The following is a 16,705-nucleotide window of genomic DNA, read 5'->3' on the forward strand; positions in this document are numbered from 1 at the left end:
CAATCGGACTGCGGCGCGCATCAGGCCGGCTGGTGCTGCTCGATCCTGTGAACTGTCCGCGGCATCGCGCGCAATCCGAACAGCGGCCGCAGCCAGGCGATCCGCCTGACGACTTCATAGGTCACCACGCATGTGAGTGCGGTCCCGATGATCACGATGGAGGCCTCGATCCCGGCGGGAAGGCCGCTGCCGTGCAGTTGATGCGCGATCACGATGATCGCGGTCTGATGCACGATGTAATACGGGAAGATCGCATCGGTCAGATAACGCCGTACCGCGCTGTCGGCTGTGAGATGGCGCCGCGCAAAGCCCAGCACCGCGACGATCGCGAGCCATTGGTAGCAGCCGTAGGCCGAGGCGGCGCTCCACTTCAGCACAGGCGATGGCGCAAACAGTCCGGCGCGAACCAGGATGAACGCGGAGAAGCAGGCACCTGCGGCCACCAGCGCCGCCCAGCGCCGGCGCTCGACCTCGCGCCAGACCTCCTCCTGCTTCGCCAGCAGGAAACCGAGCAGGAAGGCGGTGGCGTGGTCGGCGTGGTTGTACCAGTCGCCGAACAGCGCATGCGTCGACGGGAAAGCCGGGAACAGCACCAGGCGCCAGGCCACGTACAGCAGGCACGGCGCGACCAGCAGCCATGGCCCGGCAAGCACAGCGGCCAGCTTCCGGCCAAGCCAGTCGGCGCCGGCGGGCCAAAGCGCGAGCACGCCGATCAGGGCCATCGTGTACACCCAGAGATAGACCACGAACCAGAGATGGTTCCAGGTCGGGAGCACGATGCAGGGGTTCGGACAGAACTGCGCCCCGAAAGCGAAGTAGTGCCTCGCGTAGAAGTCCAGGAAGCCCGCGGGGTAGCCGAGGCTTTCGACGATCTGGAGATAGGACTGCGGCGGCACGATCACGAGCATGCCGAAGATGAGCGGAATCAAGAGCCGCGCCGACCGCGCGCGGGCGAGCGAGGCCAAAGTCGATTTGTCGAGCATGAAGCGGGTGGCGACCCCGGACACCAGGAACAGCAGCGACAGCCGCCAGGGGTTGAGGAACAGCATCACGGGTTCCAGCCAGGTCAGCCGGTGCACGCTCTTGATGTGAAATCCCCAGGACACGTAGAGCATGCCGACGTGGTAGAAGATCAAGAGCCCGAAGGCTAAAATCCGCACCCAGTCCAGATCGATGCGCCTGTCCGAGTTTTGGAATTGCTGTGGTGTTGTCATGGTTTTCTGCTCCTTGACGGACGACGAACGCGGTTTCCGGGCCATGGCTGACACTGAAAATGTCTGACACTGAAAATGGCTGACACCGAAAATGCGCCGCCGACGGCGCGCGTCGAGCCGGTTTGGGATCAGAATCGGACGCGAGGGGATGAGCCGCCGGCGGCTGGGACGAGTCGCGGGCCTTTCGGGACCAGCGGCGGCGACCGGACGATGTTCGCTGCGATCGCGGCGGTCGCGCTCGCAACCGGAATCGTCAACGCGTTTTCGGGCGCCCAGGACGCCGCCTGGCGCGGCGACAGCTACGACATCGGCCGGCGGCTGTTCTGGGAGATGTCGAGCATCGCAATCATCCTGCTGCTGCTGCCGCTCCTGGTGCTGGCGGTCCGACGCATGCGCCGGACATCGGGCTTCGCCTCCCGCGCGGCCATCGGGGCGATCGCCCTGCTCGGCTTCTCGGCACTCCACATCACCGGCATGGTCTGGGTGCGGAAGCTCGCGCTCTGGCTCGCCGGCGGCGCCTATGATTTCCGTTTCTCGCTCGCGACGGTGCTGTACGAATTCCGCAAGGACGCTGTGGCTGTCCTCTTGATCGCCGGCACGATCTGGCTATTCGAAAGCCGGCGGGAGCTGAAGACCGCCGCAGCCGCTCCCTTCGCGCCACCGGCCCCGCAACAGCCGTCGTCGCCCGACGTGATCTGGCTGCGCGATGGAACGAGCCGCATTCGCGTGGTGCCGCGCGATATCCTCTGGGTCGCGTCCGCCGGCAACTACATCGAATACAGCCTCGCCGACGGCACAAGGCACCTGATCCGGGGCACGCTGGCGGCGGCGGAAAGCGAGCTGGCGCGCTTCTCCATCGTTCGTGTTCACAGGACCAAGCTTGCCAATCTCGACCGGGTCTGCGGCGTGGACCTCAATCCATCAGGAGATTTCGAGCTCGCCTTCGACAACGGGCAGAAGCTCGGGGGCAGCCGACGCTACCGGCCGGCGGTCGCCTCGCTCGGAGGTCGGATCGAGGCGGCGGGAATCGCCGCTGCCGATCAACCGATGATCGATAAACAGCCGTGATTCCAATCGGTTGATGGGCTCCCTCCGGCATGGCGGTGCGCTTCCATCATCGCCCGGCTGATCCGCGCCGCACCCCCGTCCCCGGGGCATGATCGGCCATGACGCCGCGATGACGGGCTAAGCTCTTGAGCCGATTGAGAGATGTCGAAGAAGCTTGCTTTTTGACCCGTGCCTCGTGTTAGAAGCGCGCGTCAGTTCACCTGCGCGCCACTCGCGCATCATCCGAGGGCGCGCCTCTCCATCCTTCATCCGTGCTCCCGTCGGCGGCAACGCTGGCAGAGCCACAATCGGACGATGCGCAGGGATCACCTCCAAGGGACTCAATCAGAGATCTTCCATGCCTGAAGTCATTTTCACTGGCCCTGCCGGCCGCCTCGAAGGTCGCTACCACCCGGCCAAGCAGAAGAACGCGCCGATCGCGATGATCCTGCATCCGCATCCGCAGTTTCACGGCACGATGAACCATCAGATCGTGTACCAGTGCTACTACGCCTTCGCGCATCGCGGCTTCTCGGTCCTGCGCTTCAATTTCCGCGGCGTCGGCCGCAGCCAGGGCTCGTTCGACCACGGCACCGGCGAATTGTCGGATGCGGCGGCAGCCCTCGACTGGGCGCAGACCATCAATCCCGAAGCGCGCGCCTGCTGGGTCGCCGGCTTCTCCTTCGGCGCCTGGATCGGCATGCAGCTGTTGATGCGCCGCCCCGAGGTCGAAGGCTTCATCTCGATCGCACCGCCGGCCAATCTCTACGACTTCTCGTTCCTGGCGCCCTGCCCGTCCTCGGGCCTGATCGTGCACGGCGAGAAGGACGCGGTGGTGCCGCCCAAGGACGTCAACACGCTGGTCGAGAAGCTGAAGACGCAGAAGGGCATCGTGATCGACCAGCAGGTCATCCCCGGCGCCAACCACTTCTTCGACGCCAAGCTCGAGCCGCTGATGGAGACCATCACGGCCTATCTCGACATGCGGCTGGCGAACGTTCGCTGAGGCTTGGCCTTGTAGCCCGGATGGAGCGAAGCGAAATCCGGGACACCTATCGCTGCAGAAACACCGTCCCGGATTGCGCTTCGCTCCATCCGGGCTACGGGACTGAGCTCGCAGCTCACGCGAGCTTCAACGCCACGATCCCCATCAAGACCAGCGCGATGCCCGCAAGCTTCATCGCGCTCAAGCTCTCGCCGAACAGCACGACGCCCATCACGAAGGTGCCGGCAGCCCCGATGCCGGTCCACACCGAATAGGCGACGCCGACCTCCAGCACTTTCAGGGCGCGCCCGAGCAGGACGACGAAGGCCGCGAGCAGCACCACCGACACGATGCTCCAGCCCAGACGCGTATAACCTTCGGCATATTTCATCGAGATTGCCCAGCCGACATCGAGCGCGCCGGCGATCACCAGCATCAACCACGCCAGGGATTGCGACATCGCTGCGTGCTCACGCCGCGAGCTTGAGCAGATGCGCGTCGTGACGCACGAGGAAGGCGCGCAGCAATTGCGGATAGTCTTCACTCACGGCCGTGCGGACGCTCGGGCGCTTGGCCAGCTCAGTGCGCCAGGCGCGGACCTTCGGCACATCCCTGAAGATGCCGTGCTCGGTCAGTTCGTCGAACAGGTCGAAATAGCGGAACACCGGCGCGAACACCGCGTCGACGAGACTGAACGCCTCGCCTGCGAAATAGGGCCCTGCGCCGAGCGCCGCTTCAACGCGCGCGAATTTTGCAACGAGCGCCTGCCGCTTGCTCTCGAACGTCGCCGCATCCGTCGTCGTCTCCAGGCCCCAGAGATCGCCGAGGATCGCCGAGCCGAACTCCATCCAGGCGCGATGCGCAGCGCAATGCAGCGCGTCGGCCGGATGAAGCCTGATGCCGCCTTGCGTCTCCTCGATGTATTCGCAGATCACGTTGCTCTCGAACAGCGCCACTTCACCCTGCTCCGTCGTCACCACCAGCACAGGCACCTTGCCGAGCGGCGACAGCTTCAGAAACCAGTCCGGCTTGTTCGCGAGGTCGATGTCGACCCGCTCGAACGGCACGCCCTTCTCCTTGAGCGCGATCACGGCGCGCTGCACGTAGGGGCAAAGCTTGTGGCTGATGAGTTTGAGTGAGGCGGTCATGGCGGCGATCCCGGCAGTTAGATGCAACTGCATCCAACATAGATGCATTTGCATACACTCGTCAAGATCGATGCACCTGCATTAATGACAGCCAGGGGCGCGCGACCACCTCGCCCGTCGGGCAAAACACCCCAAACCCGTCAACTCCTCGCGCTAAAAATATTCCACTTTCCCGAATTTCGGATTTATGGCATAAACCCGTCATCCCGGCCCTGCCAGAGGGGCGCTTCGCGATCGTCACGAGATGCGGGCCGGGGTGCGGTGGACGCGGTAGCGCCGGCGCGGATGTGTGGCGACAGGGCGGGCAACCGTGAGTCTCACGCAACGTGCATACGACACGGCGCGGTCACAGCGGCCACGTTGGACATCGGGGGCGAGCACGCGTCAGCCCCCGATGATCTGGCGGGGACGTCCGCGGACGGAGAAGTCGTGTGGTCCCGACGCCCGCGGTTCTGGCGTCAAGGTTTGCGGTGATGCGGCGGCCAACCGGTGCGCACATCGATCAGCCGCAAGGCGACGGGGGCAATAGTGCAACGCTCCCCGAGGAGAGCACGAAGGACACCGTTAAAACCATCCGCGCAGGGAAGGCCGGGCGACCGGCACACCTGTGGTCCACCCCGTGTGCGTTCTTTACGCTCACGGACCTGCGGGTGCCGCCGGCGCCCGGCCTTCCCTGCGCCCTCTGGTCATCATGGGGCGCAAGACGGCAGCAAAGCTCGGGCCAAATGCGCCGCGAGATCGCGAAGGTGTGTCTGCGATGACGGTCCCTATTGAAGGAGCAATCCAGTGCTGCAAACTCCGTCATTGCGAGCGCAGCGAAGCAATCCAGGACTGCCACCGCGGAACGATTCTGGATTGCTTCGCTGCGCTCGCAATGACGTTGAAACAGCGGGGCCCCGCCCCTCAGGGCCGGGCGATCACTCCGCCCGTCATCGGCATCGGCACGCCCGTGGTGGCCGGATAGGACAGCGGCAGCCCCTTCAGGCCGCGGGCGGCGAGGAAACCGAAGGCCTGGGCCTCGATGGCGTCGGAGGCCCAGCCAAGCGTTCCGGCGGCCTCGACGGTGGCCGAGCCCACCCGTTCGCGCAGCATCCTCAGCATGGTGAGGTTGCGGGCGCCGCCGCCGCAGACGATCCAGCTCCGTGGCCGCCGCGGCAGCAGCGGGATGATGCGGGCGATGGCCGCCGCGGTGAAGGCGGTGAGCGTGGCCGCGCCATCGGCCGGCGCAACATCGCCGAGCCTCAAGGCCGCAAAATCGTTGCGGTCGAGCGATTTGGGCGGAGGCAAGGCGAAGAACGGCAGCTCCAGCGCACGCGCGACCCAGGCCTCGTCTACCTTGCCGAGGGCTGCGAACTTTCCTTCCGCATCGAACGCCTGGTTCATGGTGCGGTACATGAAATCGTCGAGCAGCGCGTTGCCGGGGCCGGTATCGCAGGCGATCAGCGTGTCGTTGCCGTCGATATAGGTGATGTTGGAGACGCCGCCGATATTGACCACAACGATCGGCCCCTCGCGGTCCAGCGAATTGGCGAGCGCGCGGTGGTAGACGGGTACGAACGGGGCGCCCTGCCCGCCGGCCTCGACATCGGCGGCGCGGAAATCGTGCATCACGGGAATATGGATCGCCTTGGCCAATGCCGGTGCATCGCCGATCTGCACCGTCAGGCGCCGCTCGGGCCGGTGCAGCACGGTCTGGCCGTGGAAGCCGACGATGTCGATGTCCTCCGGCCGCATCCGGTTCTGGGCGACGAAGGCGGCCACCGCCTCGGCGTGGGCCTGGGTCACCGCGCGCTCGGCCTCGGCCAGGATGCCCGGCCGGGCGTCACGCTGCGGCAGGTTCACGGCCTCGGCGAGCGCCTGGCGCAGCAGATTGCGCTCGGCCGGGCTATAGGCCCGGTAGCCGGACGGCCCGAACGCCTTCACCTGCTTTCCATCGGTTTCGATCAGCGCAACATCCACCCCGTCCAGCGAGGTGCCGCTCATCAAACCGAGTGCCGTCAACATCATGGATCAGCGTCCTCAAAACACCCCCTCCGGCATGCCGATCTTGTGCCAGAGGGACACATCTTATAATGCCACAGCGCCAAGTGGCGGGCAGCAATCGGGTTCCCATGGAAGACCCTTAAATTGCTCCCAAAACAGTAAACCAAGAATTTCTGGGCATGCCGACAGATGACTGCATTTAAATCGGATTTCCTCAATACCCTGCAGGAACGTGGCTTCATCCACCAATGCTCCGATTTCGAGGGGCTGGACGCCCTCGCCGCCAAGGGCGAGGCGACCGCCTATGTCGGCTACGATTGCACCGCCCGCTCGCTGCATATCGGCAATTACCTGACCATGATGCTGCTGCACTGGCTGCAGCAGTCCGGCAACAAGCCGATCACGCTGATGGGCGGCGGCACCACCATGGTGGGCGACCCCTCCGGCAAGGACGAGACGCGCGCGATGCGCACCGTCGCCGAGATCGAAGCCAACAAGGCCTCGATCCGCGGCGTGTTCGCCAAGGTGCTGAACTACGGCGATGGCAAGAGCGACGCCATCATGCTCGACAATGCGGAGTGGCTGACCAAGCTGAACTGGATCGAGATGCTGCGCGACGTCGGCCGGCATTTCTCGGTCAACCGCATGCTGACCATGGACTCCGTGCGGCTGCGCCTCGAGCGCGAGCAGGAGATGAGCTTCATCGAGTTCAACTACATGGTCTGCCAGGCCTACGACTTCGTCGAGCTCGCCAAGCGCACCGGTTGCAAATTGCAGATGGGCGGCTCGGACCAGTGGGGCAACATCATCATGGGCGTCGATCTCGGCCGTCGCATGGGCACGCACCAGCTGTTCGCGCTGACGACGCCGCTGTTGACCACGGCCTCGGGCGCCAAGATGGGCAAGACCGCGCAAGGCGCGGTGTGGCTCAACGCCGACGCGTTCTCGCCGTATGATTTCTGGCAGTACTGGCGCAACACCGAGGATGCCGACGTCGGCAAATTCCTCAAGCTGTTCACGACGCTGCCGATGGCCGAGATCAGGAAGCTCGAGGCGCTCGGCGGCTCGGAGATCAACGAGGCCAAGAAGGTGCTCGCCACCGAAGCGACCGCGCTGCTGCACGGCCGCGACGCCGCGAACGAAGCGGCGGAGACCGCCCGCCGCACCTTCGAGGAAGGCGCCCTCGCCGAGAGCCTGCCGACCGTGGAAATTCCGCGCGGTGAGCTGGACGCGGGCCTCGGCGTGCTCAACGCCTTCGTCAAGGCGGGCCTCGTCGCCTCCAACGGCGAAGCCCGGCGGCAGATCAAGGGCGGCGGCCTGCGCGTCAACGACGAGCCGGTCACGGACGAGAAGATGGCGCTGTCGGCGGCCAATCTGACACCGGAAGGCGTGATCAAGCTGTCCTTCGGCAAGAAGAAGCACATCCTGATCAAGCCTGCATAGGCGTATGAGCTTTTCGCTGCTTGTCAGGGCGCGCCGATGCGCGCTCCCTGACGGGCAATGGATCAGAACACGCCCAGGGAAACGACCAGGGAAACGACCAGGGAACACGCGCGTTCGCAGCAAGGCGCTGTGCGCACCGCGCTCGTGGTGCTCGGGCTTTGCTTTACACTGGCGGTGCTCGGCCGCGGCCTGAGCGATAGTTTCACCGTCTTCCTCAAGCCGATCTCCGAGAGCTTCGGCTGGGACCGTGCACAGGTCGTGTCGATCTACTCACTGACCTGGCTGGTCAGCGGGCTGACCGCACCGCTGGTCGGGCGCCTGTTCGATCATTCCGGACCGCGCATCGTCTACGCGCTTGGGCTGTTCCTGCTCGGCTCGGCCTTTCTGATCGCGGCGCACGCGCAATCGCTCTGGCAATTCCAGATCTCGATCGGGCTCTGCGTCGGCATCGGCGTCGCCTTTATCGGCAACGTGCCGAACACGATCCTGCTCGGTCGCTGGTTCGGCCCCAAGCTGCCGACCGCGATGGCCGTGGTGTATTCGGCGATGGGCGGCGGCGTGCTGGTGCTGCTGCCCGCCTCGCAGCTGCTGATCGACCATCTCGGCTGGCGTGACACCTATCAGCTGTACGGCTTCGCCGCGCTGGGCCTGCTGGTGCCGCTGATGCTGCTGCCATGGCGCATGTTCGCGGCCGGCTCGCCCCATATGACCAAGAGGACCGATCCCGACTTCATCGACAATGGCTGGACGCTTGCCAGCGCGATGCGCCACCACGCCTTTTGGGCGCTGTTTTCGACGTTTTTCTTCACCGCCGTCGGCATGTATGCGATCGCCGCCCAGATCGTGGCCTATCTGATCGATGCCGGCTTCCCGCCGCTGCAGGCGGCGACCGCCTGGGGATTTTCAGGCGTCGTCCTCGTGTTCGGCATGATCGGCGTCTCCGCACTCGATGGGCTGATCGGACGGCGGCCATCGGTGCTGCTCAGCTACGCGATCTCGATTATCGGCATCGCCCTGCTCTGGCTGCTTCAGTATTATCCGAACATTATCCTGCTCACCGGCTTCGTCGTCTGCTTCGGCAGCATGATGGGCTCGCGCGGCCCGCTGATCACGGCGACCGCGATGAAGATCTTCCGCGGCAAGCGCGTCGGCACCATCTTCGGCACCATCTCGATCGGCAGCGGATTGGGCTCCGCCTTCGGCTCATGGAGCGGAGGCCTGATTCACGACGTCACGCACGGCTACAATCTGCTGCTGGTTTTCGCACTTGCGAGCGTGATCCTCGGAATGATTCCATTCCTGATCGTCCCCGCCTTGCGGGAGTAAGTCTCCCCGACGTAACCTGCATCCCTCGATGTCACCGGGGAATTACGGACGACATGCGGGGGACCGTACGGAAAAAATCCGAAGCAAGCAGCATGAACGGACGAACTGCGGTGTTTTGTCCGACATGACGAAAATGTCAGCGCGGAATTGATCCGGATTGGCTTGCGAGGCAGAGCTGAATACGATCCTAGTCGCGCATTGGATGGAGGGCACAAACCAATGAACTTTCCCTATCTCACTCGCTTTCAACCGGTTCTCTTGAGCCTGTTTCGCTTCATCACCGGCCTCTTGCTGTTCCAGTATGGCGTCGCCAAGCTGTTCAAGTTTCCGGTGCTTCCCTATTTCGCGAACATCCCGCCGTTGATCTACGCCGCAGGCACGCTCGAGCTCGTGCTCGGCGCGCTGCTGATGATCGGCCTGTTCACCCGCCTCACCGCCTTCATCCTCGCCGGTGAAATGGCCTTCGCCTACTTCATGGGCCACATGTTCAAGGGCGAGACGCCGGTGTTCCTGCCGCTGCTCAATGGCGGCACGGCGGCGATCCTGTTCTGCTTTTCCTGCCTCTATCTGTCCGCCGCCGGCGGCGGCTCGGTCAGCGCCGATGCGGCGATGGGCAAGGAATAGCGGCACGTTCGCACGGCGCCGACGCGCCCCTGTTTGACCAGCAAAGCAGCACGGCACCGGCGGATCCGCCGGTGCCGTCTCAGCGCGCCCCGAGCACGTTCCAGATCAGAACGAGGGCCGCGACCAGCAGCGCGGACATGATGATGCGGTGAACGAATCGGTTCACTGCCGCCTCCGCCGGGCTCGATTCCCACCCAATCTCGACATCCCCCGTCCTCCGCAACCTGCCGCGCCACGTGCGGACCGGGCGCATTCGGCCTGCATGTTTGCGCACGCGGTTGCGGGCGCCACGCGCGCGGCAGCACGTCGCACGCGTCCATTCATGATTAGTAAGAACTTCATGCTACCGACGCGAGCAATAACAACCCTTTCGTCGAGGCCGAGATGAAGCTGCTGAGCCACCTCAAGATCCGAACCAAGCTTGCCAGCATGGTCTGTCTTTCGGCCCTCACAGTCACGGCCATCATCGGCGTGTCGTCCGTCCTCAGCAAGAGCCGCATGATGGAGGACCGCGTCCAGCAGATGCGGACCGCCGTCGAGCTGCTCTACAACTACGCGCAATCGCTTCAGGACGAAGTGACCGCCGGCAAGCTGACGCTGGCCGATGCCAAGGCCCAGTTCCACCAGCGCGGCCGCCGCATGAACTTCAACGGCAACCAGGGCTACCCCGTCGTCTACAACGCCGACACCTCGATCCTGGTGAACGGGGCCAACCAGCAGCTCGAAGGCAAGGTCACCGGCGCGAAGGACTCCAACGGCGTCCTGATCGCCGACGCCATTCTCAAGGCCGGCGAAGCGACGCAGGGCGGCGTGACCTCCTATCTCTACCCCCGTCCCGGCCAGACCGAGCCGGTCCGCAAGACCGTGTTCGCGCGCAAATTCGCGCCCTGGAATGCGACCATCAGCTACGGTCTCTATGTCGACGACATCGATGCCGACGTGCGCGCCCTGACGCTGGAGCTCGCGGCCATCGGCCTCGGCCTGATGCTGCTGATGGCGACGCTGTCCTGGCTGATCGCCCGCGACGTGCTCAGCGCGCTCGATCGCCAGAAGACCCGCATGCAGGAGATCTCCGAAGGCGCGATCGACAAGCCGGTCGAGGAAACCGAACGCGGCGACGAGATCGGCCGCATGGCCGAGACCCTCGAAGTGCTCAGGCAGACGGCTTTGACCGCGCGTGCGCTGGAGGCCGAACAGGCCGCCACCAAGACCCGCACCGAGCAGGAGAAGCGCGACGCGCTGATCGCGCTCGCCGATCGCTTCGATGCCTCGGTCGGCCAGCTCGTCGGCCTGATGGCCTCGGGCTCCGGCGAGCTCGAGCATACCGCCAAGTCCATGTCCTCGACGGCCGAAGGCACCAATCGCCGCGCCGCCGTAGTCGGCTCGGCTGCGACCGAAGCCAGTCAGCGCGTCCAGACTGTCGCAGCGGCCGCCGAAGAACTCTCCTCCTCCATTACCGAGATCAGCCGTCAGGTCGCCCAGTCCGCCGAAGTCACGGGACGCGCGGTCGACAGCGCGCGCCGCACCGACACCATCGTGCGCGCGCTCTCGGATGGCGCCCAGCAGATCGAGCACGTCGCCGAGTTGATCTCCAGCATCGCGGCGCAGACCAATTTGCTCGCGCTCAACGCCACCATCGAGGCTGCCCGTGCCGGCGAAGCCGGCCGCGGCTTTGCCGTCGTCGCCTCCGAAGTGAAGTCGCTGGCGAGCCAGACCGCGGAAGCCACCCGCGAGATCGGCGACAAGATCGCCCAGATCCAGGGCGCGACCAAGGAGGCCGTGGACGCCATCGGCGGCATCACCGCCACCATCGAGGAGGTCAGCCGCATCGCCACCTCGATCGGAGCTGCCATCGAGGAGCAAGGCGCCGCCACCGCCGAGATCGCCCGCAGCGTCTCGCAGACCGCGGATGCGACCAAGCAAGTCACCACCAATATCGACGGGGTCTCGACCGCTGCGAACGAGACCGGCAATGCCGCCGGAATGGTGCTCGCCGCAGCTTCAAGCCTCTCCAAGCAGGCCGAGCAGCTCTCCGGCGAAGTCGGAACGTTCCTGGCGGGCGTGCGCGCGGCCTAGGCCTTCGGGCGCAGACATCTCCACTTGCGTCATGGCCGGGCTCGTCCCGGCCATCTACGTTTTAGGCCATCGCGACAGCAAGAACGTGGATGCCCGGGACGAGCCCGGGCATGACGACCGTGAGAATGTCCGTGGGCAAAGAGCCTTGCTATTGCCGCCGCGCGACGCTGCAGCCGCTCGAGAGCTGGCGGGTCGAGCCGGTCGAGCCGTCGTTCGACTGCGAGGGGAATTCCTCGAACGGCGTGTTCTGCTTGCCGGTGTTGAACTCGAAGATCTTGCGGAACACACCCGGCACCATGGCCGAGACCGGATTGACGCGCATCACGGGCGCGGCCGGCGTGCCCACGACCTCGTAGGTCACGCCGATCAGTCCCTCTTTGTCGCCGGCGCCGAGGAACAACCCGAGGACCGGGATCTGTCCGAACATGTTGTTCAGTCCGTACATCGGCACGAAGGTGCCGCTCATGCACACCTGGTTGCCGGGATAGTCGATCGACCCCTCGATGGTGGCGCCGATCATCGGGCCCTTGACCACGCCGTCGCGGATCGTGAGCGCGCCGTTCTGACGGATGAACTCGGCGCGGAGCGCGCTGAAGGAAACGCCGTTCCCGGTGCCGTTGGGCGCGCCGGCGGCGACGCGTTCGAGCTGGGCCTCGCCCTTCACCGTGAAGTCACGCACGTTGATGAGGCCCTCGCGAGCACTGTTCGGCTCGGACGTCGGCGGCTCCATCGCCACCACCATCTGGCCACCGACCGCCTTGGTGTAGGTGTCGGTGAAGCGCAGCAGCGCGCCGGCATCGTTGGTCTGGAGGTAGATCACCTCGCGGTTGCCCTGCGCACGCCCGCCGCGCAGGTCCGCCGCCACCGGCGTGTCCTTGCCGACCTTGCCGCTCAGGGTGAACGCCTTGATGGCGCCGTTGCGCTTCGACATCTTGGCATCGACGCTGCGCATCGCCTCGCCATTGAAGCCGGCGACGGCGCCGAGCTTCACGTCGATGTCGAAGTCGACGTTTTTCATCTTGTTGTTTTTGTCGTCCTTGGAATTGCCCGAGATCGCAGATTTCAGGAAGCCGCGGCCGTCGAACACGTCGCCGCGCATGGTGCCCTTGACGACGCCGTCCTGGCTGCGCTCCACCTTCAGCGACGCCTTGTCGCCGTCAGACGGCGAGTAGACCGGGAAGTTCGCGTTCATGAGGTCGCCGCTCGAATCGACCTCGATCGAGCCCTTGATGGAGGCGCCGCCACCTTCGATGACGATGTCCTCGAGGCGCGTCGATTGCGCGGTCGGCACGACCTTGAAGCTCGCCTTGCCCGACTTGCCCGGCAGCTTGACCCAGCCCGGCAGGATGTTGTCGAGCTTGACCGAGGTCAGGTCGGCCTCGACGCCAAGCTTGGTGGTCTGGTCGGGACCGCCGGCGATCTTGCCCGACAGCTTGATCGGTAGCGATCCGCTGACCGCGGGGCTGAGATCAAATCCGAGGCGCGCGCGGCCGGCATCGTCCAGCGTCGCCTGCAGCCTGACGTCCGCATCGCCTTCGGCCGGCTTGCGATAGTCGAGCGAGGCCGCCTGCCCGTTGATCTTGACGTCGCCCTTGACCTGATAGCCCTGGTTGCTCGCGACGATCTTGAGATTGTTGGCTTCCAGCTTCTGGTTCATCACCAGCTTGTCGGCGGCAAAGCCGTTGAGATCGGCGGCGACCGTGTAGGTCGTGTCGGCCTTGGTCAGCTCGCCCTTCACCGGCAGGCCGAGCTGAATGTTCGCCGTGAACGTCCCCTTGCTGGTGTTGGGATCAATCACGGTCGACGACAGATCGCTCAGGCGATCATTGGACAGCATTTCAGCCGCCGCGGGCACGGGACCCTCGACGCGGAATCTGGTCCGCGAGGGCGAGGGCTTCGGCGCCATGTCCGGCACCTCGAAGACGAAATCGGAGATCGTGACCTTGCGGCCGGCCGGCGTATCGGCAATGCCCTGGCCGATCGTCACGGTCGCGGTGCGGCCGGTCACACGCGCCTTCAAATCCGCATCGTGCACGACAGGCATGCCGTCCACGGGACGAACCGCGACGCCGCTCGCCACGATATTGACCGACAGGCCGTCGTCGGGAATGGGCGGTCCCTTGCGCGGAAGATTCTTCGTCGGCGAATTGACGCCGATCTCGATGCGCTGGAGCGTGCCGCGCTCGATGCGCTCGATCACCCATTCGCGCAGCTCGGGCACGACCAACGTCGGCCACATGCGCTTCAAGGCGGAGGCCGACATCGGCGTTCCCGCAAAGCCCAGCGTCAGCCGCGGCTCGCCCGAATAGTCGATGGCGCCCGTGCCGGCGACGCCGATCTCACCGTTGCTGATGTCGGCCTGCGTCAGCAGGAAGCGCTTGTGGTCGGTGTCGAAGCGGAAGCCGACCGCGATGCGGTTGAAGACGAGCGGCGGCTCGTTGTCGATGCCGCCGAGCAGGATCGAACCGCCGCTGAAGCCGAGCTGCCAGTCGTTGACGGTACCGTTCGGCGGCTCGACATGGGCCAGGAGCGTCAGGCGGTTGGCACCCGACAGGACCTTGAACGGCGCGACCAGCACCCGCCGATTGGCGTCCCACTCGATGTTGATCTCGGCCTGGTCGATCGCCATCGGGTAATCGGGCGTGTCGGTGTCGATGATCTGGCCGGCGCCGACGGCGATCTTGCCGCGGAAGAAGGTCGGCACGCCGTCGCGGCCGAGCTCGCCCTTGAGCTCGCCGGTGAGCGGCAGGTCGGCGGTGTAGGTGAGGTCCTTGACGCGGAGCGCCAGCAGGATGTTGGAGGTCGAGACTTTGTCGGCCTTGATATCGACCGCGCGCACGCCGTTCTCGGCCGGCCCGATCGTGGCCCGCAGCATCCAGGGACGCGCGCCCTCCTCGCCAAGACTCAACGTGACGCCACCGCGGCTCGGCCTGCGCAGGCTGAGGGTGATGTTCTCAAACGACCATTTGCTGCCGCGCTGCTGATCGTCGACGATCAGGTTGCCGTTCTTCAGACCGATCTCGTTGAGGTTCTGGCCGTCGAGGCCGGTCATGCTCAGGCTGTCGAGCCAGTCGAGCCCCTGCAGGATGCCGCTCTGGGCGGTCGCTTGAGGCGCGCCCTGGGAGGCGGCCTGGGACGGATCCTGGCCGGCGGGCGCCGTGGCGAATGGCGGCGGCGGCACGCCGTTGCGCGGGAAGGTCGGCGGAAGGCCCGCTTCCTTCTTCGAGGCGACGCCGGTTGCCAGCGGCTTTGCAGTATCGCCGGCGGAAACGGTGACGGTGCCGTCGGGCGCGATGCGGATCGCAAGTTCGGCATCGACGAGATTGAGGCTCTCGGCGCGCAGGTGCCCCATCAGGAGGCCCGCGCCCGACAGCTTCACCTCGGCCTTCGGCGCGCTGGCGACGATGGCATGATCGCGGTCGCGCACGATGATGTCACGGATACGGACGGCGATGCGGACGCGGCCGGCGCGCTCGATCTGGGTGCCCCCGATCTCGACCGAGTTGCCGTGACCGATATTGTCCTCGATCGCGGCCGCCAGCCATGGCGTTGCGATGTCGAGGTTGATGGGGCCGGCGCCGAGCCGCCACCACAGCGCGCCGAAGCAGCCGACGAAAACGACGGCAAGCGTCCCGACGACGAGGACGACACGCTTCAGCCAGCGATCGGCGACCAGCCAGCGGCGCAGCCCGCCAAACACGTCACCGAAGCGATGAAAGCCCGAATTGGAACGCGACAACAGCCGGCGCGCGCGATGCCCCGCGGCCGCCTCCTGATCGGGATCCCAATCGGCGTCGTCCCATTCCTGCGGCTGTTGCTGACCGCCGTGCCGATCGTAGTCCCGATTGTAATCCTGGGGCGACTTGTTCCTTGCCATTGCCTCTCGATACAGGCGCCCGTCGTTGGATTGAGCGCCGCCGGGACCGCAGCCGTCCGCGGGAAGCGAAGCTCCCTGCGCCGGCACTGCCGCCATACCTCGAATATTCCTGCTGTTCGTCATCTCGCCCCGGGAGCGCGTTCAACGAGCAGTGGGGTGGTGCGTGGAATTCCTTGTAACCATACTCCGGCGTCGTCAGACTTGCCCAGCCAGGGGCACGATTCCGGCACACCGGACGAGAGCTGCAATACCGCTTCGGTTGACCCGCCGAAAGCGACGAAAGGAAGGCGTATGTCCAAGAAATCCCGAAAGAAATCGTCCACAACGCCCTCCGGCAGTCCAGCGTCTAAAAAGAAGGCCCTGAAAACGCGGGCATCGACTGAAACAAAGCCTGCAAAAACCCAGCGAACGGTGGCCCGCAAATCAGCCGCGACCATAGCAAAAGCAGGATCACATAAGGCCGCGTCGAAACAGTTAAATTCTTCCAAATCGGCCTCCCCGCCCGCCGGGGCGAAGTCCGGCCCGACCGAGGGCCAAAAAGCCCCCGCCTTCCGCCTGCCCCGCGACGGCGGCGACATCGTCACATCAGCGGATTATGCCGGCCGGAAGCTCGTCCTGTTCTTCTACCCGCGTGCCGATACGCCCGGCTGCACGAAGGAGGCGATCGACTTCACCCGCCTCGCCGGCGCGTTCGCGGCCGCCGGCACCGCCGTGCTCGGGATCTCCGCCGATCCGTTAAAGGCCCAGGAGAAGTTCCGCGACAAGCACGGTCTCGGTATCCCGCTGATCTCGGATGAGCAGCACGCGATGCTGGAGGCTTATGGCGCCTGGGGCGAAAAATCCATGTATGGCAAGAGCTTCCTCGGAATTCTTCGCACCACGATACTGGTCGGCGCCGACGGGAAAGTCGCCCGGATCTGGCGCAACGTCCGGGTCGACGGCCATGCCGACGCGGTGCTGGAAGCGGCAAGAAGTCTTTAAC

The 16,705-nt window shown here is 65.3% G+C and carries 12 protein-coding genes; 7 read left to right on the plus strand and 5 right to left on the minus strand.

All coding sequences use genetic code 11. The features are described from left to right. Positions 1 to 20: 20 nt before the first annotated feature. Entirely contained in the window at positions 21 to 1,214 is a 1,194-nt protein-coding gene (locus QRQ56_RS07715; protein WP_438738870.1) for an acyltransferase family protein, read from the minus strand. Positions 1,215 to 1,424: 210 nt separating this feature from the next. On the opposite strand from QRQ56_RS07715, the gene QRQ56_RS07720 reads away from it, so the two are divergent. Together QRQ56_RS07720 and QRQ56_RS07725 are read left to right on the plus strand one after the other, a co-directional pair. Then, complete coding sequence (locus tag QRQ56_RS07720; RefSeq protein ID WP_438738872.1) at positions 1,425 to 2,282, plus strand: LytTR family DNA-binding domain-containing protein; 858 nt, start codon at positions 1,425 to 1,427, stop codon at positions 2,280 to 2,282. A 337-nt stretch (positions 2,283 to 2,619) separates the two neighbouring features. After that, on the plus strand, positions 2,620 to 3,267 hold the full coding sequence (locus tag QRQ56_RS07725; RefSeq protein ID WP_014495555.1) for an alpha/beta hydrolase: 648 nt from the start codon (positions 2,620 to 2,622) through the stop codon (positions 3,265 to 3,267). Positions 3,268 to 3,382: 115 nt separating this feature from the next. Here QRQ56_RS07725 and QRQ56_RS07730 read toward each other — a convergent pair whose 3' ends face one another. From QRQ56_RS07730 to QRQ56_RS07740, 3 genes are all read right to left on the minus strand, one after another. Next, entirely contained in the window at positions 3,383 to 3,706 is a 324-nt protein-coding gene (locus QRQ56_RS07730) for a DMT family transporter (RefSeq protein WP_438738874.1), read from the minus strand. A gap of 10 nt (positions 3,707 to 3,716) precedes the next feature. Continuing rightward, on the minus strand, positions 3,717 to 4,394 hold the full coding sequence (locus QRQ56_RS07735) for a glutathione S-transferase family protein (protein ID WP_438738875.1): 678 nt from the start codon (positions 4,392 to 4,394) through the stop codon (positions 3,717 to 3,719). Between the two features lie 903 nt (positions 4,395 to 5,297). Then, positions 5,298 to 6,401 carry an anhydro-N-acetylmuramic acid kinase gene (locus tag QRQ56_RS07740; RefSeq protein ID WP_438738877.1) on the minus strand — a complete coding sequence of 368 codons (1,104 nt, stop codon included), beginning with the start codon at positions 6,399 to 6,401 and terminating at the stop codon, positions 5,298 to 5,300. 165 nt (positions 6,402 to 6,566) lie between these two features. Between QRQ56_RS07740 and tyrS the strand changes: the two genes are divergently transcribed. From tyrS to QRQ56_RS07760, 4 genes are all read left to right on the plus strand, one after another. Then, a complete protein-coding gene (gene tyrS / locus QRQ56_RS07745; protein WP_438738878.1) occupies positions 6,567 to 7,820 on the plus strand; it encodes a tyrosine--tRNA ligase in 1,254 nt (417 codons plus the stop codon). Positions 7,821 to 7,877: 57 nt separating this feature from the next. Beyond that, positions 7,878 to 9,146 (plus strand): MFS transporter, encoded by a 1,269-nt coding sequence (locus tag QRQ56_RS07750; protein WP_438738879.1) that lies wholly within the window; start codon positions 7,878 to 7,880, stop codon positions 9,144 to 9,146. A 219-nt stretch (positions 9,147 to 9,365) separates the two neighbouring features. Further along, entirely contained in the window at positions 9,366 to 9,770 is a 405-nt protein-coding gene (locus QRQ56_RS07755) for a DoxX family protein (RefSeq protein WP_438738881.1), read from the plus strand. 384 nt (positions 9,771 to 10,154) lie between these two features. Then, complete coding sequence (locus QRQ56_RS07760) at positions 10,155 to 11,846, plus strand: methyl-accepting chemotaxis protein (RefSeq protein WP_438738883.1); 1,692 nt, start codon at positions 10,155 to 10,157, stop codon at positions 11,844 to 11,846. A gap of 148 nt (positions 11,847 to 11,994) precedes the next feature. Here the strand turns inward: QRQ56_RS07760 and QRQ56_RS07765 are convergent, their stop codons facing one another. Beyond that, positions 11,995 to 15,819, minus strand: a complete 3,825-nt coding sequence (locus tag QRQ56_RS07765) for a YhdP family protein (RefSeq protein WP_438738884.1) — start codon at positions 15,817 to 15,819, stop codon at positions 11,995 to 11,997. 195 nt (positions 15,820 to 16,014) lie between these two features. On the opposite strand from QRQ56_RS07765, the gene QRQ56_RS07770 reads away from it, so the two are divergent. Beyond that, complete coding sequence (locus QRQ56_RS07770; RefSeq protein ID WP_438738886.1) at positions 16,015 to 16,704, plus strand: peroxiredoxin; 690 nt, start codon at positions 16,015 to 16,017, stop codon at positions 16,702 to 16,704. Position 16,705: the final 1 nt, after the last annotated feature.

Origin of the sequence: Bradyrhizobium sp. U531 (genome assembly GCF_051710265.1) — a bacterium.
Lineage (GTDB): Bacteria > Pseudomonadota > Alphaproteobacteria > Rhizobiales > Xanthobacteraceae > Bradyrhizobium.